Source organism: Stenotrophomonas sp. LST15-1-1.1 (assembly GCF_040815575.1).
GTDB lineage: Bacteria > Pseudomonadota > Gammaproteobacteria > Xanthomonadales > Xanthomonadaceae > Stenotrophomonas > Stenotrophomonas lactitubi_B.
On record NZ_JBFPNJ010000034.1, the window covers coordinates 42,556 to 60,050 of the forward strand.

A 17,495-nucleotide genomic window follows, 5' to 3' on the forward strand; every position below is an offset into this window, starting at 1 on the left:
TACGGTTGCGCGCGAAGGGCACAGGCACCGGGTTGCGGCCGGCCATCTTACGCGCGCTGGGCGGTCATTCCCATGACTGCCCCATAAAGGGGACGGAGGGAATCAAGTCGTATCCGGCACAGTCGGGCCTGAAATGACTTGATTCCCTCCGTCCGCTTTTTGCTTACTGCCCGGCCTGGCGCTTGAGCCAGGTGTCGCGTTCGGCGGCGGGGACGGTGAGGAATGCGCTGCGTACGCTGTCGCGTTCCTGCGGTGGTGTGCGCTGCGCGACCAGGGCCAACTGTGCCAACTGCGCAGGGCTCAGCTGGCGCAGCACGGCAAGGACCGCGTCGCGCTGTTGCGGCGGCACGAAGCCGAACAGGCCGTGCAGCTTGGGGAACTCGGCACCCAGTTGCGGGCCCAGACGCCAGCCTTCGCGGAAGGCCTGATCCTGTGCCAGGAACTGCGTGCGCAGGCGCTGCTGCTGATCGGCCGGCAACGCGGCGAAACGGCTGGCAGCCTGACGGATGCGTTCGCGTTCACCCTCTGGCAGGGCCCGCCACGCGGCGTAGTCGCTGCGTCGCTGGCGTTGCTGGGCGGGATCAAGCTGCGCGAATGCCGCCGCCGCAGTGGGCGCGGGCGCAGCCGCCGACGGTGTTGCCGACGGCGTGGGCAGCGGAACGTTCACTGATTGCGGAGCGGCAGCCAGCGACAGCGGCATGGCCAGCAGCAGGCCGGCGAAGAGGTGCTTATTCATCGGCAGCCGAGGTTTCCAGCGCTGCGCCGACCGGTTCCGGCCGGGTCGGCTTGGGTTGTGATTCGTCCACCGGCAACGGGCCACCGGCAGCACTCCAGGCATGCATGTCGGCCTCGGCCAGCAGCGGGTAATCGCGGTCGGCCAGCATGGCGGCATCTTCGCTCGCCTGCGCATCGCCGCCTGCTGCGGGGCGGACATCGCTGGCGGGCAGTGCCTCGACGGTGACCGGCCCGGCCTCACCCACCACGCCCTCGGGCAGGGGGCCATCGGCCGTCAACGCGCGGCCCTGCCAATGGCGCCAGCCCAACGCAGCCATCAGCAGCACCGCCACAGTGATCAACAGGATCACCGGGCCACGCCAGCGCGGCTTGGCATTGGGGCGGCGACGCTTGCCGCTGGCAGGCGCGCGTTCGTCGCGCGGTGGCGCACGCCAGCTGGAAGCAGGCGCCTGATTGTTGGCCGCGGGTGCGGACGGTTGCTGCAGCTGCTGCAGGCGCTTGGCCGGTAGGTCGCGGATACGCGCCTGCACCTGTTCGGCCAGCGTCCGCCATGCGGCGGCATCGGGCTGGCCAGCGGCATCACGTGGGCAGGCCGTGGCCAGCAGGCGTTGATACCCCTCCTCGTCGACATCCAGAACGCGGGTGGCAATGCCCTCGTCCAGGCTGCCGCCCACCCGCAGCAGCAGCGCCAGCCGCGGCAGGGGGGCCATCTCGCCCAGCGCGGCCAGCGTCGGCGGCCACTGACCGGTGGCCGGCTCGCGCAGCGCCTGGCGCTGGCCCAGCAGGGTCCAGAAGCGGCCGGGCCACTGCGCCATCGGCAGGTCGCTGGCGACGGCGGCGAAGGCGCGCATCACCGCCACCAGTGTCTGCTCGGCACGGGCGGGGTCACCGCACTGCAGTTCAGCCACGACCAGGGCACGGCGTTCGACGCCACGCAGAAATGCCGACAGCGCGCCGGCCGCGGTCGAGGAAACAGGGGCGGGCACAGCCGTCATCGGTCACTCCAAGGGTCTGCCGGCATGATAGCGGCAGCCCATCGCTGCCCGGCAGGACTTGCGATTCCAGACGCTTTCTGCTGCAGGTTGTGCACAGCATCACGCAGGAACCGGGCGATTCCTCGATGAATAGCTGAATTCACCCTGTTTCAGCAATGTTTCACACTTAAGTTGTTGATTTTCATTGAATTTAAAGTGTGGCTATTTTTTGACCAACCCAAGCGTGAGGCCGTCGCCATCGGCCTCATGCGGCGCCACGAGCCGCTAACGCACAGACTTATCCACAGAAGATGTGGATAAGACTGAATCTCCAATAGACACCGATATTTAGGTGACATTTATGATTCGCTGAAGGGCATGCCAGTCGCATCTGACTCTGCCATGCGCCCTCGCACTGGCCGTTACACTGACCCGATGCTCGCCCCTGAATCCGGCCCTGTCCCGACCCTGCAGGTCGCCCTGCCCGTCCCCCTGCCACGCCTGTTCGATTACCTGCCGCCGCAGGGCGCGGGCCCGACGGTGGCGATCGGCTGCCGGTTGAAGGTGCCGTTCGGCAACCGCGAACTGATCGGCGTGGTGGCCGGCCATGGGCAGGTCGAAGACAGCCAGGGGCTGCGCCAGGCGCTGGCCTGGTGTGACACGGCACCGCTGCTGCAGGGCGAGCTGTGGCAAAGCCTGCAATGGCTGGCCCGCTATACCCACGCCCCCCTGGGCGAGGTGCTGAGCACCGCCCTGCCCGGCCCGCTGCGGCATGGCGAACCGCTGCCCGACACCCATCACTGGGGCTGGCAGCTGACACCGGAGGGCCATGCCCAGCGCGAAAAGCTGCGCGCCGGCAGCCGACCACGGCAATTGGCAGAGCTGCTGGCCGACGCGGTGGTGGACGAAGATGTCCTGTCCGCGCGCATGCCGGACTGGCGGGTGGCCGCACGCAGCCTGGGCAAGCGTGGGCTGGCCGAGCGCATCGCCCTGAGCGTGGCGCCGCAGCACGCCCAGCCCCTGCCCGGCCCCACCCTCAATACGGAGCAGGCCGAGGCCGTGGCCGCGATCACCGCTGCCGATAGCTTCCAGGCCTTCCTGCTGGACGGGGTGACCGGCAGCGGCAAGACAGAGGTCTACCTGCAGGCGATCATCCATTGCCTGGCGCAGGGTAGGCAGGCACTGGTGCTGGTACCCGAGATCGGCCTGACCCCGCAGACCCTGGCACGCTTCCGCGGCCGTCTCGGCATTGCCGTGCACGCGCTGCACTCGGGCCTGACCGACAATGAGCGCGCGCGGGTCTGGGCTGCGGCCTCGCGCGGCGAAGCACGGGTGATCGTGGGTACGCGTTCGGCGGTGTTCATCCCGCTGCCGCAGCCGGGCCTGCTGATCGTGGACGAAGAGCATGACGGCAGCTACAAGCAGCAGGACGGCATCCGCTACCACGCACGCGATTTCGCCCTGGTGCGGGCCAAGGCGCAGGGCGTTCCGGTACTGCTGGGCAGCGCCACGCCCTCATTGGAAACCCTGCACAACGCCTACGCCGGCCGCTATGCGCACCTGCGCCTGAAGCAGCGCGCCGGTGATGCCCGACCGCCGCGCGTGCGCATCCTCGATGTGCGCAAGCGCCCGCTGCGCGATGGTCTTTCCGCCGACGTGCTGGCCGGCATCGGCGAACACCTGCAGCGTGGCCAGCAGGTACTGGTGTTCAAGAACCGGCGCGGCTATGCGCCGGTGCTGCTGTGCCACGACTGCGGCTGGACCGCGCCCTGCAACCGCTGCGATGCACCGATGACCGTGCACGGCGGTGGCCGTCGCCTGCAATGCCATCACTGCGGTGCGCGGCAGCCGGCACCATTGGCCTGCCCCGCCTGTGGCAGCCTGGCGCTGCAGCCACAGGGCATCGGCACCGAGCGGCTGGAAGAACACCTGGTCAGTGCGTTCGCCGATTTCCCGGTGGTGCGCATCGACCGCGGCACCACCGCACGGCGCGATGCGCTGGAGCAGCAGCTGGCCAAGCTGGGCGACGAGCCCGGCATCCTGGTCGGCACGCAGATCCTGGCCAAGGGCCACGACCTGCCCAAGCTGACCCTGGTGGTGGTGGTGGGCATCGACGAAGGCCTGTTCTCGGCCGATTTCCGCGCCAGCGAAAAACTGGCGCAGCAGCTGATCCAGGTAGCCGGCCGCGCCGGTCGCGCGCGCGATCCGGGCGAAGTGTGGCTGCAGACCCATCACCCGGGTCATCCGCTGCTGGAGACGCTGGTGAACGGTGGCTACCACCCGTTCGCGCAGGCTGAATTGAACCAGCGCGAGGCGGCAGGTTTTCCACCGTTCGCGCACCTGGCGCTGATGCGCGCCGAAGCGCAGCAGCTGGAGCACGCCAATGCATTCCTGCTCGCCGCGCGAAGGCTGCTGGGCGAGCAGAACGTGGTGGAAGCCTATGGGCCGATGCCCGCACCAATGCCACGCCGTGCTGGCTACCAGCGCACGCAGTTGTTGTTGTCGGCGGCGCAGCGGCCACCGCTGCACGGGGTGCTGGCACAGCTGGTGCCGCAGCTGTACGCGCTGCCGGAGGCACGCAAGGTGCGCTGGTCGCTGGATGTGGATCCCACCGACCTGTATTGATCGGCAGAGCGCTGCCGAGCATGGCTCGGCACTACTGTAGAGCCCTGGATGGCTTGGGGTCAGATCCCTTTTCGCAGAAAAGGGCTCTGACCCCGAACGTCGCCCTTCGCTTACGTCATCGGTGACATCACGCCGCGCTGGTACGCCGGGCGTTCGCGCAGGCGTGCATACCACTCGGCCAGGTGCGGCAGGTCCGGACGCTGGATCGGCAACTCGAACCACGCGTAGATCAACGAGCCCAGGGCAATGTCACCCATGGCGAATTTCTCGCCCGACAGCCACGGTTGCGTGGCCAGGGTCGCGTTGGGCAGCGCCAGGAAATCACCGGCACGCACGATCGCCGCGTTGATGCGCGCCTCATCGCGGTCGGCCGGCGCGGTGCGCATGATGCCCCAGATCAGTTCGGAGTACAGCGGCGCCATCCGCGAGGTGCTCCAGTCCATCCACTTCTCGGCCTGCGCACGCTCCATCGCGTCTTCCGCGTACAGCGTACCCAGCGAATAGCGCGCACTGAGATAGCGCACGATGGTGTTTGATTCCCACAGCGGCAGGCCGTGGTCTTCGATCACCGGCACCAGCCCGTTCGGGTTCATCGCCACATACTCCGGCGACTGCGTGCCACCGTGGCTGCCACCCACCTCGATGGACTCGTACGGCAGGCCGATTTCCTCGGCACACCACAGCACCTTGCGGACGTTGCTGGAATTGCGGCGACCCCAGATCTTCAACATGCGGATTTCCTTGCGTGCAGCGCTGCGCCAAGAGGGCGCGGAGCCGTTACGATACGCCGATCCACAAGGAGAAATAGCATGACCGCATGGGATGCAGTGAACTACGCTCTGCTGGCAGCAGGTCTGGTGGCGCTGGTGCTCGGGTACCGCCGATCCAACCGCAACATGCTGCTGTGTGCCGGGCTGTTGCTGCTGGCGTTCAACGGAGTTGAGGATTTCGCCGATGGATTCGCTGCGGGCTACGCGGGGTCCGGCGCACGCGCGCTGTAGTGCGTGCGGTAAGCAGCCGAGCGTGGCTCGGCTCTGCTTCGCACCGGCGTTTTCCGGCGTTACCGGTTCTTCTTTGGCAGCGCGCGCACGTAGGAGGATTTACCGTCCTTCTTCAGTTCAAACAGACCGATCGCGGCCAGCAGATCGCTGAGCTTCCCGTACCCGTAGTTGCGCGGATCAAACGAGGCCTGGTTGCCGATCTGGCTGCCTACCGGGCCCAGGTGCGACCAGCCATCCTCGCCTTCTGCCGAGGACACCGCGCGGCGCAGCATCTTCACCAGGCGCGTGTCGCTGCGCATTTCCGCGCCGCTCTTGCGCGGGCGCGCATCGTCGCTGCTCGCCTGTTCGCTGGGCGCCTGTTCGTTCGATGATGGTTCGTTCGATGCCTGCTCGACATCCTGAACGCTGGCGTGGGTCTGCCCCAACGCTTCGAGATAGGTGAACTTCGAGCACGCGTTGACGAAGGGCTCCGGGGTCTTCTTTTCGCCGAAGCCATAGACCTTCACGCCATCGGTCAGCAGGCGCATCACCATCGGGGTGAAGTCGGCATCGCTGGACACGATCGCGAACCCATCGAGGTTGCGCGCGTACAGCAGGTCCATCGCATCGATCACCATCGCCATGTCCGACGCGTTCTTGCCCTTGCTGTAGGCGAACTGCTGGATCGGCCGGATCGCGTATTCGTGCAGCACCGCCTCCCACCCTTTCAGCCGCGGGCTCTTCCAGTTGCCATAGGCACGGCGCACGTTGGCCACGCCATAGCGGGCGACCTCGGCCAGGACTTCGTCGATCTTCGAGGCCGGTGCATTGTCGGCGTCGATCAACAGGGCGATGCGCTTTTCCGGTTCGCTCATGGACTCCTCACGGGCAATTGCCTGAACCCGAGTATCGCCGATCCCGATGCACGCTGACGTGACAAGGACCGGCCATGCGAAGATGCCAGGCACTTCCCCCATGCCCCCCTGGAGTGAGTCGATGAGTCGTGATCGCGTCCCCCACCTGGTCGTTGTCGGCGGCGGTTTCGCCGGCCTGTGGGCCACCCGTGCGCTGGCCCGCGAACGCATACGCATCACCCTGGTCGACCGTCGCAACCACCACCTGTTCCAGCCGCTGCTGTACCAGGTGGCCACCGCGGGACTGTCTGCGCCGGATATCGCCGCACCGCTGCGCCACATCCTCGGCCACCAGCGCAACGTGGAGGTGCGGCTGGGCGAAGTGGTGGCCATCGACAAGGAAGCCCGCCAGGTGCGCATGGCCGATGGCAGCACGCTGGACTACGACAGCCTGCTGCTGGCCACCGGCGCCACCCACGCCTACTTCGGCCACGACGAATGGGCCGACGATGCGCCCGGCCTGAAGACCTTGGACGATGCCATCTCCCTGCGCCGCAAACTGCTGCTGGCGTTCGAGCGCGCCGAGGCCGAGCCGGACCCGGCGAAGAAGGCCGCATGGCTGAGCTTTGCGGTGGTGGGTGGTGGCCCGACCGGCGTCGAGCTGGCTGGCACCCTCGCTGAAATCGCCCGGCATACGCTGCGCAATGAATTCCGCCACATCGATCCAGCCAGTGCCAAGGTGCGGCTGGTCGAAGCCGGTCCGCGCGTGTTGTCCACTTTCCCCGAAGTGCTTTCGCTGAAAGCACGCCGGCAGCTGGAAAAGCTGGGCGTGGAAGTGATGACTGGTACACCGGTCAGCCACATCGATGGACAGGGCTTCAAACTGGGCGACCAGTTCGTGCCCGCACGCACCGTGGTCTGGGCCGCCGGCGTGGCCGCCTCGCCACTGGCGCGCACGCTGGACGTACCGCTGGACCGCGCTGGTCGCGTGCAGGTGCAGCCGGACCTGACCCTGCCCGGCCATCCGGAACTGTTCGTGGCCGGCGACCTGGCCGCGCTGAGCCAGGCCAACGGCAAGCCGGTACCGGGCGTGGCCCCGGCCGCCAAACAGATGGGCAAGTACGTGGCGGAAACGCTTCGCGCACGCCTGCACGACATGCCGGCACCGGGGCCGTTCAAGTACGCCGACTTCGGCAACCTGGCCACCATCGGCCGCATGGCCGCGATCGTGCACCTGGGCAAGCTGCAGCTGTCGGGCGTGCTGGCCTGGTGGTTCTGGCTGGCCGCGCACGTGTTCTTCCTGATCGGTTTCCGCAACCGCGTCGTGGTGCTGTTGAACTGGGCGGTGGCGTACTGGAGCTACCAGCGCAGCGCGCGGATCATTTTTGGCGATGACCGCGAAGACCGGCGACCGAAGCGGTAGAACCGTATGCAACGGGGTCGGATCCCTTTCCGCAGGAAGGGGCTCTGACCCCGTCAACACCATCCACACATGGCGGGGATCTACCTCGGACCGCCGGGGCGAGGCGGGCGTGGCCATACTTGGCAGAAGACTTCCTTCCTCGCGGTGTCGCCAATCTGCGCGGCACTCCAGTGCCGGGTGATCCAGATCGTCAGTGCGCTGCTGCTCAGCTGCCAGCGCAGCATGCCGTGCTGCGGCTGCCGCCACAGGTGGCGGCGGGCAATCCAGTAGGCCTCGCGCTCGACGTCGGGCACATTCTCCTTCATCGCATCTTTGTCGAAAAACTGCGCGGTGAAGCTCCAAGGATTCATCGGCTGGCGCCCGGTACGCGGGTCACTGCTGCATGCAGCGACGCCACTGGGCGCGCGATCAGCCGGCTTCGGCCAGCCTTCCACCAGCGCCAGCCCCAGCAGGTACAGCAGGCCGGGCAGCAGCGCGATACCGGCGACCAGCACGACGACCGAGAGCCACGCCTTACCGGCGACACGCATCGCTCACGGCGCCTTCGGCTTCGGGTACCACAGCGCGTTGACGATGACCCAGCGCTGGTCGAAGCGGCCCATGTGGAAGTAGTCGACGAACCACGGGGTTTCCAGCCGTACCGAGGCCGCATTGCCGGTCACGTCCAGCACCGTGCAGCGCCGGTCCCATTGATCCTTCGGGGTCTTCAACGCGCCCTGTTTCGTCAACGCGACCAGCTCTTCCTTCGACATCCGGCGCAGGCCGAGGCGTTCGTCGGGCGTATCACCGAGTACCGCGCGCTTGGCCAGGTCTGGATGCAGGGAACGGGCGACGCGCTGCGGGTCGGCGTCCAGCTGTCCGTCGACGTAGTCGTGGCAGGTCGCTTCGATGGCGGCGATCGTGGCGGCGTCGGCAGCGGGGCTTGCCGCTGCGGAAAGCGCGAACAACAGGGCAACGGCGGACATCCGGGTCTCCAGCGCTGAGGGCTGGGCGATCATGGCATGGTCGGGAGCGCCCCATCCACGCATGGCGTGGATCTACCGGCGATGTTGTAGAGCCGAGCCCATGCTCGGCTCTACAGAACAGCCTCGGCCGGCGCCTGCAGCCAGGCCAATTTGCGTTCGCGCGGCTGCTGCTTGAGCTCCCATTCGGCGCGTGAGGCCGCTGCCCTGTCCGGGTATTCGCGTACCGCCAGCACCCGCAGCGGCGGACGCGACCGGGTATAGCGCGCCCCCTTTCCGGCCTGGTGGGCGGCGAAACGGGCCTGCACGTCAGTGCTGATGCCGGCGTAATAGCTGCCGTCGCGGCATTCGAGCAGGTACAGGAACCACGGGCGGGAAGGCGAAACCATGGCCGGATTATGCCGTGCTGCACTGCAGCGGATATACTGGCAGCCGAATGCAGGAGAGAGGCGCCGCGCTGGCGCCCGCCGAAGGCGCAGGCTCCCATGATCGCTCAGGCCGGTGGGCTGGAATCCCACCAACCATGCATTCGACTCGCCGAGCTGGAGAGAGGTCACCGGGCATGCCCGGGACGATCCGCCGAAGGGGCACGCGGCTCACGCCGCTGAACTCTCAGGCAAAAGGACAGCGGGAGCGGCACCGGTCATCGTCATCCCGTCATTGCGCAGGCAACGGCGGTGGTCGCGCATGGCCGGCCCCACCGCGCCCGGAGCCTGTCCCATGCTGCTGTCCATCATCTACCTGATCGCCATTTCCGCCGAAGCCATGACCGGCGCCCTGTCTGCGGGTCGTCGCCGCATGGATCTGTTCGGCGTGGTCATGATCGCCTGTGTCACCGCGCTCGGCGGCGGCTCGCTGCGCGACATCCTGCTCGGCCACTACCCGCTGGGCTGGGTGAAGCATCCCGAGTACCTGGGCTTCACCGTGTGCGCGGCGCTGATCGCCACCTGGGTGGCGCGCTGGATGCATCACTTCCGCCGCACTTTCCTGGTGCTGGACGGGCTGGGCCTGATCGCCTTCACCCTGATCGGCTGCTCGATCGCGCGCGAGGCGGGCCATGCGCTGCCGATCGTGCTGATCGCCGGCATGCTCACCGGCGCCTTCGGCGGCGTGCTGCGCGACATCCTCTGCAACGAGGTGCCGCTGATCTTCCAGAAAGAGCTGTACGCGATCATCTCGCTGCTGACCGGTGCGGTGTATCTGCTGTTGCTGCACTGGGGCGTGGCCGATGCCACGGCGATCCTGTGCTGCCTGGGGGGTGGCTTCGCCGTGCGCCTGCTGGCGATCCACTACCGCTGGGAAATGCCGAAGTTCGTGTACCACGACGAAGTGCATTGATCGTTTGACGGTGATGCCGGCCGTCAGCCGGCATTTCCGGCTGCGCTGCATGACCAAGGTCACGCGGCGACGGCCCGCGTAAACCGCTACCATTGGCGCCCCGTCGCACGCGCGACGGCATCCAGCCACGCCGCGTCCGCGGCCCCGCCAGACAATTCCCCTCCCCCGCTGTCCGTGGCCCTTCGTGGTGCCGACGGGCCCGCATGACCCTGCGTGCGCGCAGGGCGCAGGATGCCCCATGTCTGTCGCCGAAAACTCCCGCTTTCGCCGTGCCCGTCCGCTGCTGGTCGTTGCCGGCCTTGCCCTTGTCGCTGGCCTGGCGTGGTGGCTGTGGCCGCAGGCCGAGGCGGACGGTGGCAAAGAAGCCGGTGGCGGCAAGGCAGTGCCGGTACGCATCGCCCGCGCCAGTGCCGAACCGCTGGTGCTGCGGATGAAGGCGGTCGGTACGGTCACGCCGCTGCACAGCGTGGTGGTGCGCAGCCGCGTGGACGGCGAACTGATGCGCCTGCATTTCCAGGAAGGTCAGCAGGTCAAGGCCGGCGACCTGCTGGCGCAGATCGATCCCCGCCCCTACCAGGTGAAGCTCGCGCACGCACAGGGCACGCAGCAGCAGAACCTGGCCGAGCTGGAGAATGCCGAGCGCCAGCTGCAGCGCTACCGCGAACTGCAACGCCAGAACTACGTGTCCGCGCAGGAACTGAGCGACCAGCAGAGCAAGGTGCGGCAGCTGCAGGGGCGTCGCCTCAGCGACCAGGCATCGGTGGATGAAGCGCGACTGCAGTTGCAGTACACGCGCATCGTCGCCCCGGTCAGCGGCCGTGTCGGCCTGCGCCGATTGGACGTCGGCAACCTGGTGCACGCCAGCGATACCGAAGGTCTGGTCACGCTGGCGCAGACGGCGCCGATCAGCGTGCTGTTCACCGTGCCCGAACCAGAGCTTCCCGCCCTGCTCGATGCCGTACAGGCGCAGCCGGCGCTGGCGGTGGAAAGCTGGGACCGCGAGGAACGCCGGCAGCTCGCCAGCGGCACCCTGTCCAGCGTCGACAACCGCATCGATACCGCCACCGGCACGCTGAAGCTGCGCGCGCAGTTCGACAATGCAGATCAGGCGCTGTTCCCCAACCAGTTCGTCAATGTGCGCCTGCAGCTGGGTGAGCATCCCGCACTGCTGGTTCCCGATGCCGCCGTGCAGTTCGGCAGCCAGGGCAACTACGTGCACATCATCGACAAGGACAACAAGGCACAACGGCGCACTGTGGTGCTCGGCCCGGCCGATGACGGTCGCGTTGCGGTGCGGTCCGGTCTGGTGGCCGGTGACAAGGTGGTGATCGAAGGCATCGACGGGCTGGAAGACGGCACCGCGGTGGAGATCATCACCGAGGAGGCATCGACCAAGGCCGGCGCATGAACCTCTCGCGCGCCTTCATTCTGCGCCCGGTGGCCACCACGTTGCTGATGGTGGCGCTGCTGCTGTCCGGGGTACTGGCTTATCGCCTGCTGCCGGTGGCGGCGCTGCCGCAGGTCGACTATCCGATCATCCAGATCACCACGCTCTACCCCGGTGCCAGCCCGGAGCTGACCACGCGCACCATCACTGCGCCGCTGGAGCGCCAGCTCGGGCAGATTCCCGGCCTGAAACAGCTGTCGTCCACCAGTTCCGGCGGCGCCTCGGTGATCACCCTGCAGTTCGGCCTGGAGGTGTCGCTGGGCGTGGCCGAACAGGATGTGCAGGCGGCGATCAACGCGGCCGGCAGCTTCCTGCCCGGTGACCTGCCGGTGCCACCGGTGTACCGCAAGGTCAATCCGGCCGACACGCCGATCCTGACCTTGGCGGTGACCTCGCAGGGCCTGTCGCTGCCGCAGGTGCACGATCTGGTCGACACCCGCATCGCGCAGCGCTTGGCACAGCTGCCCGGTGTCGGTCTGGTCAGCCTGGCCGGTGGCCAGCGCCCCGCCGTGCGCATCCAGGTCAATCCGGGCGCACTGGCCGCCAACAACCTGGGCATGGACCACATCCGCACCGCGATCGCCGCGGCCAACGTCAACCTGCCCAAGGGCAGCTTCGATGGCCCGATCCGCGCGGTGATGCTCGATGCCAACGACCAGATGCGCAGCGTGGCCGAGTACCGCGCACTGGTGCTGGCTTGGCGCGAGGGCGCACCGCTGCGTCTGGGCGATGTGGCGACCATCACCGACGGCGCCGAGAACCGCCAGCTGGCGGCATGGAGCGGCACCACCCCGGCGGTACTGGTGAACATCCAGCGCCAACCCGGCGCCAACGTCATCGCCGTGGTCGAACAGGTGCGTGCGTTGCTGCCGCAGCTGCAGGCCACGCTGCCGGCCGGCGTGCAGATGACCGTGCTCAGCGACCGCACCGAATCGATCCGTGCGTCCGTGCGCGGCGTACAGAAGGAACTGGTGCTGGCCATCGCGCTGGTGGTGCTGGTGACCTGGGTGTTCCTGCGCAACCTGCCGGCCACGCTGATTCCCAGCGTGGCGGTGCCACTGTCGCTGATCGGTACGTTCGCGGTGATGCTGCTGGCCGGCTATTCGCTCAACAACCTCACGCTGATGGCGCTGACCATTGCCACCGGCTTCGTGGTGGACGATGCGATCGTGATGCTGGAGAACATCGCCCGCCACCTGGAAGACGGCGAAGGCCCGCGCGAGGCGGCGCTGAAAGGTGCCAGCGAGATTGGCTTCACCCTGGTATCGCTGACGGTCTCGCTGATCGCCGTGCTGATCCCGTTGCTGTTCATGGCCGACCTGGTGGGTGCGCTGTTCCATGAGTTCGCGGTGACGCTGGCGGTGGCCATCGGCATTTCGCTGCTGGTGTCGCTGACCTTGACGCCGATGTTATGCGCGCGCTTCCTGAAGCCGCATGCCAAGGGATCAGAACCCCAAGGGGATCTGACCCTGGCGGGGTCGGATCCCGTCAGGGCTCCGACCCCAAAGCGCGACGTCTTCGATCGCATCATCGCCCTCTACGACCGCCAGCTGCGCTGGGTGCTGCAGCGCCAGCCGCTGATGCTGCTGGCGACGGTGGCCACGCTTGCGCTGACGGTGGCGCTGTACTTCGCCGTGCCAAAGGGCTTCTTCCCGGTGCAGGATGCCGGCCTGGTACAGGGCATCAGCGAAGCCCCGCAGGCGATCTCGTTCCAGGCCATGCGCGAGCGCCAGCTTGCCCTGGCCACGGCCATCGAACAGGACCCGGCCGTGGCCAGCCTGTCCTCCTACATCGGCGTGGACGGCAACAATGCCGCCCTCAACACCGGCCGCCTGCTGATCGAACTGAAGCCACACGGCGAGCGCGAGAGTGCCGACGTGGTGATGGCACGCCTGCAGCAGCGCGTGGCGAAAATTCCCGGCATCACCCTGTACCTGCAACCAGTGCAGGAGCTGGGCATCGAAGATCGCATCAGCCGCAACCAGTATCAGTTCACCCTGACCACGCCGGACCTGCAGACGCTGGAAACCTGGACACCGAAGCTGCTGCACGCGCTGCGCCAGTCGCCGGCGCTGCGCGATGTGGCCAGCGACCTGCAGATGCAGGGCCGACAGGCCAAGGTGAGCATCGACCGCGATGCTGCCGCACGCCTGGGCGTGAGTGTGGAAGCGGTGGCCGACGCACTGTACGACGCGTACGGGCAGCGGCAGATCTCCACCATCTTCACCCAGGCCAGCCAGTACCGGGTGGTGCTGGAGGCCGATCCGGCGCGGCAACCGGGGCCGGAGGCGATCACCGGCCTGCGCGTGCGCAACAGCAACGGCCAGACCGTGCCGCTGGGGGCGGTGGCGCGCGTCGAACAGGGGCCGACGGCGCTGCTGCGCAACCATGTCGGCCAGTTCCCGGCGGCCACGCTGTCGTTCAACCTGGCACCCGGTGCATCGCTGGGTGAAGCGGTGGATGCGGTGCATGCCGCGCAGGCGCAGGTGGCATTGCCGCAGAGCATCGAGCTGCGCCTGCAGGGTGCGGCGGCGGCCTTCAGCAGCTCGCTGTCGAGCACGCTGTGGCTGATCCTGGCGGCGGTGGTGGTGATGTACATCGTGCTGGGCGTGCTCTACGAGAGCTTCATCCATCCCATCACCATCCTCTCCACATTGCCCTCGGCAACCGTGGGCGCCTTGGCCGCGTTGTGGGTGAGCGGACGCAGCCTGGATTTGATCGCGGTGATCGGCATCGTGCTGCTGATCGGCCTGGTGAAGAAGAACGCGATCATGATGATCGACTTCGCGCTGGACGCGCAGCGCACACGCGGCATGAGTCCGCGTGAAGCGATCCACCAGGCGGCGCTGCTGCGCTTCCGGCCGATCCTCATGACCACCCTGGCGGCGTTGTTCGGCGCGGTACCGCTGATGCTGGCCACTGGCTCGGGCGCCGAGCTGCGGCAGCCGCTGGGCTGGGTGATGGTGGGTGGCCTGATGGTCAGCCAGGTGTTGACCCTGTTCACCACGCCGGTGATCTACCTGGCCTTCGATCGTCTGCAGCGTCGCCGCACTTCGGCACCGGCAACAGCAGAAGAGGCCGGCGCATGACCCCTGTGGCACGCCTGACACAGGCCTGCGTGCAGCGTCCGGTGGCGACCCTCCTGCTGGCGGTGGCGCTGGTGCTGGCCGGCCTGCTGGCGCTGCGCCTGCTGCCGGTGGCACCACTGCCCCAGGTTGACTATCCCGCCATTGAAGTCAGCGCCAGCCTGCCCGGCGCCTCGCCCGAATCGATGGCGGCCACCGTGGCCACGCCGCTGGAGCGTGCGCTGGGCAGCCTGCCTGGCATTTCGCGCATCGATTCAGCCAGCACCCAGGGGCAGACCGAGATCGAATTGAAGTTCGTGCTCGGCCGCGATATCGACGAGGCCGCGCGCGAAGTGCAGGCGGCGATCAACCTCGCCCGCGGCCAGCTGCCCAGCGGCATGCCCGGCATGCCGCAGTACCGCAAGGTCAACCCCTCGCAGGCGCCGATCCTGGCGTTGGCGCTGACTTCAGACACGCTCTCGCCGGGCCAGCTGTACGACCTGGGTTCGACCGTGCTGGCGCAGAAGCTGTCGCAGGTACCGGGCGTGGGCGAAGTGCAGGTGGGCGGCAGCGCGCTACCGGCGGTTCGCGTATCGCTGGACCCGAATGCCCTCAATCACGCGGGCCTGGCACTGGAAGACGTGGCACAGGCGATCAGCCGCGCCAACGCGGTGCGGCCCTTGGGTGCGGTCGCAGGCGCGCAGCAGCACTGGCAACTGGAGGCGCCGCTGCAGCTGCGCCAGGCCGCGCAGTACCGGGAACTGGCGTTGAAGGCCAGCGATGATCGGCTGCTACGGCTGGGCGATGTCGCCGCCGTCGCCGATGGCGTGGAGGACCGCTATGCCAGTGGCTTCCACAACGAACGCCCCGCCGTGCTGCTGATCGTCAGCCGCCAGCCCGGCGCCAACATCATCGCCACCGCAGATGCGATCCAGGCACAGCTGCCGCAGCTGCACGCCCTGCTGCCGAGCACGGTGGACATGCGGCTGGTGATGGACCGCTCGCCGGTGATCCGCGCCACCCTGCGCGAAGCAGAAGTAACCCTGCTGCTGGCGATCGCGCTGGTGGTGCTGGTGGTGCTCGGCTTCCTCGGCCATTGGCGTGCGGCACTGGTACCCAGCGTAGCGATTCCGGTGGTGCTGTTCGGTACGCTGGCGTTGATCGCGCTGATGGGCTTCTCGCTCAATACGCTCTCGCTGATGGCCCTGATCGTGGCGGCGGTACTGGTGGTGGACGACGCCATCGTGGTGCTGGAGAACATCGCGCGCCATCGCGAGCTGGGCACCGACCGCTGGCAGGCCGCGATACGCGGTGCGTCCGAAGTGGGCGCTACGTTGCTGTCGATGAACCTGGCGCTGGCCGTGGTGTTCGTCTCGATCCTGTTCCTGGACGATTTCGTCGCGCGCGTGTTCCGCGAATTCTCGCTGACCCTGGTGGCGGCGATGACGGTGTCGGTGCTGGTGGCACTCAGCCTGGTACCGATGCTGTGTGCGCGCTTGTTCGTCGATGACGCACAACAGCCCTCGCGCTGGCAGCACGGCAGCAATGCGCTGTTCGAGCGCGTGCGTGGCGCCTATCTGCGCACCCTGCAGGCCAGCCTGCGGCAACTACGCTGGCCCCTGCTGGCCTTCGTGACAGTGATCGCACTCAATGCCTGGCTGTTCCAGCAGGTACCCAAGGGCATCGTTCCGCAGCAGGACACCGCACAGCTGCGCGGCTTCGCGCGTGGCGATGACGGCCTGTCCTTCCAGGCGATGCAACCGAAGATCGATGCCTACCGCAAACTGCTGCTGTCCGACCCGGCCATCGAGGACATCATCGGGTATATCGGTGGCAGCAACGGGGTCAACAACGCCTTCATCATGATCAAGATGAAGCCGCTGGCCGAACGCGGCGTCTCCAGCCAGCAGGTGATCGACCGCCTGCGTGCGCGCCTGCCCAAGTTGCCTGGGGGCAACCTCTATCTGTGGGTGGACCAGGACATCCGCCTGGAAGGCGCCGGCAGCAGCGGCAAGTACGAATTCCAATTGCTGTCGGCCGATACCGCGCCATTGCGCCAATGGGCACCGAAGGTCGCTGCTGCGCTGCGTGGCCTGCCGGAACTGGTGGACGTGGAAGCGCAGGGCGAGGCCGGCATGCGCCAGGTGATGCTGGACATCGACCGCGAGGCCGCCGCGCGCCACGGCGTGGACCTGCGCATCGTTGCCAACATGCTCAACAATTCCTTCAGCCAGCGCCAGGTCGCCACGTTGTACGACAGCCTCAACCAGTACCGGGTGGTGATGGAGCTGGACCCGAAGCACACCCAGGACCCGGGTACGCTGGCGCGCCTGCAGGTGATCGATGGCGGCGGCCAGCGCATTCCGCTGTCGAGCATCGCCAGCTGGCGCTACGGCATGGCGCCGGACCGCGTGTACCACAGCGAGCAGTTCGCCTCGATCTGGATCGAGTTCGCGCTGGCGCCGGGCGTGGGCCTGGAGCAGGCCACGCAGGCCATTGATGCGGCGATGGCCAAACTGATGCTGCCGCGCTCGGTGCAGGCCAAGCTGTCCGGCGAGGCCGGCGGCCTGGAGCAGCTGCGGTCGCGCCAGTTGTGGCTGGTGCTGGGTGCCACCCTGGCGGTGTACCTGGTGCTGGGCATCCTCTACGAGAGCTTCCTGCAGCCCTTGGTGATCCTGTCCACGCTGCCGTCGGCCGGTATCGGCGCGCTGCTGGCGCTGTGGCTGTTCGGCAACGAACTGAACCTGATCGCGTTGCTGGGGCTGTTCCTGCTGGTGGGTGTGGTGATGAAGAACACCATCCTGCTGGTCGACTTCGCGCTGGCCGGCGAACGTCGCGGGCTGAGTGCGCGCGATGCGGTGATGGAAGCGGCACGATTGCGCCTGCGGCCGATCCTGATGACCTCGCTGGCGGCACTGCTGGGCACGTTGCCGCTGATGCTGGCCAACGGCGAAGGCTGGGAGCTGCGGCAGCCGCTGGGCATCGCCATTGTCGGCGGGTTGCTGGTCAGCCAGTGGCTGACGTTGTACACGACCCCGGCGATGTATCTGGCGTTGTCGAGAGTGCGCGCACGGCGCACTATGTAGAGTCGA

General features: G+C 67.6%; 13 protein-coding genes, 1 pseudogene and 2 riboswitches. Of the genes and pseudogenes, 7 read left to right on the top strand and 7 right to left on the bottom strand.

Features of this window, described 5'->3' with window-relative positions:
- Window positions 1–163: 163 nt before the first annotated feature.
- Together MRBLST15_RS20245 and MRBLST15_RS20250 are read right to left on the bottom strand one after the other, a co-directional pair.
- Window positions 164–736 carry a DUF3106 domain-containing protein gene (locus MRBLST15_RS20245; RefSeq protein WP_312705770.1) on the bottom strand — a complete coding sequence of 191 codons (573 nt, stop codon included), beginning with the start codon at window positions 734–736 and terminating at the stop codon, window positions 164–166.
- A complete protein-coding gene (locus MRBLST15_RS20250) occupies window positions 729–1,730 on the bottom strand; it encodes a hypothetical protein (protein ID WP_367787632.1) in 1,002 nt (333 codons plus the stop codon). Before MRBLST15_RS20250 ends, MRBLST15_RS20245 begins: the two co-directional genes overlap by 8 nt.
- Window positions 1,731–2,144: 414 nt before the next feature.
- Between MRBLST15_RS20250 and MRBLST15_RS20255 the strand changes: the two genes are divergently transcribed.
- Window positions 2,145–4,334, top strand: coding sequence for a primosomal protein N' (locus MRBLST15_RS20255; RefSeq protein WP_367787862.1), 2,190 nt, complete (start codon window positions 2,145–2,147; stop codon window positions 4,332–4,334).
- Between the two features lie 110 nt (window positions 4,335–4,444).
- Here MRBLST15_RS20255 and MRBLST15_RS20260 read toward each other — a convergent pair whose 3' ends face one another.
- The gene (locus tag MRBLST15_RS20260; RefSeq protein ID WP_100462250.1) at window positions 4,445–5,065 is read right to left on the bottom strand and encodes a glutathione S-transferase family protein; all 621 of its coding nucleotides are present in this window, start codon (window positions 5,063–5,065) and stop codon (window positions 4,445–4,447) included.
- Between the two features lie 78 nt (window positions 5,066–5,143).
- Between MRBLST15_RS20260 and MRBLST15_RS20265 the strand changes: the two genes are divergently transcribed.
- Window positions 5,144–5,335 carry a hypothetical protein gene (locus MRBLST15_RS20265; protein WP_265952633.1) on the top strand — a complete coding sequence of 64 codons (192 nt, stop codon included), beginning with the start codon at window positions 5,144–5,146 and terminating at the stop codon, window positions 5,333–5,335.
- 62 nt (window positions 5,336–5,397) lie between these two features.
- Here MRBLST15_RS20265 and MRBLST15_RS20270 read toward each other — a convergent pair.
- A pseudogene (locus MRBLST15_RS20270) lies at window positions 5,398–6,189 on the bottom strand (NYN domain-containing protein); the annotation flags it as partial.
- Window positions 6,190–6,310: 121 nt separating this feature from the next.
- Here MRBLST15_RS20270 and MRBLST15_RS20275 point away from each other — a divergent pair.
- Window positions 6,311–7,591 (top strand): NAD(P)/FAD-dependent oxidoreductase, encoded by a 1,281-nt coding sequence (locus tag MRBLST15_RS20275; RefSeq protein WP_367787635.1) that lies wholly within the window; start codon window positions 6,311–6,313, stop codon window positions 7,589–7,591.
- A gap of 80 nt (window positions 7,592–7,671) precedes the next feature.
- On the opposite strand, the gene MRBLST15_RS20280 is transcribed toward MRBLST15_RS20275, so the two are convergent.
- The 3 genes from MRBLST15_RS20280 to MRBLST15_RS20290 all read right to left on the bottom strand — a co-directional run bounded on the left by MRBLST15_RS20280 (window position 7,672) and on the right by MRBLST15_RS20290 (window position 8,942).
- On the bottom strand, window positions 7,672–8,121 hold the full coding sequence (locus tag MRBLST15_RS20280; RefSeq protein ID WP_312705914.1) for a hypothetical protein: 450 nt from the start codon (window positions 8,119–8,121) through the stop codon (window positions 7,672–7,674).
- A gap of 3 nt (window positions 8,122–8,124) precedes the next feature.
- The gene (locus MRBLST15_RS20285; protein ID WP_367787637.1) at window positions 8,125–8,556 is read right to left on the bottom strand and encodes a nuclear transport factor 2 family protein; all 432 of its coding nucleotides are present in this window, start codon (window positions 8,554–8,556) and stop codon (window positions 8,125–8,127) included.
- 110 nt (window positions 8,557–8,666) lie between these two features.
- Window positions 8,667–8,942 carry a GIY-YIG nuclease family protein gene (locus MRBLST15_RS20290; protein WP_099820506.1) on the bottom strand — a complete coding sequence of 92 codons (276 nt, stop codon included), beginning with the start codon at window positions 8,940–8,942 and terminating at the stop codon, window positions 8,667–8,669.
- Window positions 8,943–8,982: 40 nt separating this feature from the next.
- Window positions 8,983–9,072: riboswitch (glycine riboswitch) on the top strand.
- Between the two features lie 13 nt (window positions 9,073–9,085).
- Window positions 9,086–9,191: riboswitch (glycine riboswitch) on the top strand.
- 82 nt (window positions 9,192–9,273) lie between these two features.
- On the opposite strand from MRBLST15_RS20290, the gene MRBLST15_RS20295 reads away from it, so the two are divergent.
- From MRBLST15_RS20295 to MRBLST15_RS20310, 4 genes are all read left to right on the top strand, one after another.
- Window positions 9,274–9,891: a trimeric intracellular cation channel family protein gene (locus MRBLST15_RS20295; protein ID WP_032952083.1), complete on the top strand. Its 618-nt coding sequence runs from the start codon at window positions 9,274–9,276 to the stop codon at window positions 9,889–9,891.
- A 238-nt stretch (window positions 9,892–10,129) separates the two neighbouring features.
- Entirely contained in the window at window positions 10,130–11,299 is a 1,170-nt protein-coding gene (locus MRBLST15_RS20300) for an MdtA/MuxA family multidrug efflux RND transporter periplasmic adaptor subunit (RefSeq protein WP_367787640.1), read from the top strand.
- Complete coding sequence (locus MRBLST15_RS20305; protein WP_367787643.1) at window positions 11,296–14,427, top strand: multidrug efflux RND transporter permease subunit; 3,132 nt, start codon at window positions 11,296–11,298, stop codon at window positions 14,425–14,427. Before MRBLST15_RS20300 ends, MRBLST15_RS20305 begins: the two co-directional genes overlap by 4 nt.
- Window positions 14,424–17,489 carry an efflux RND transporter permease subunit gene (locus MRBLST15_RS20310; protein WP_367787646.1) on the top strand — a complete coding sequence of 1,022 codons (3,066 nt, stop codon included), beginning with the start codon at window positions 14,424–14,426 and terminating at the stop codon, window positions 17,487–17,489. The genes MRBLST15_RS20305 and MRBLST15_RS20310 overlap by 4 nt, the downstream gene beginning before the upstream one ends.
- Window positions 17,490–17,495 lie beyond the last annotated feature (6 nt).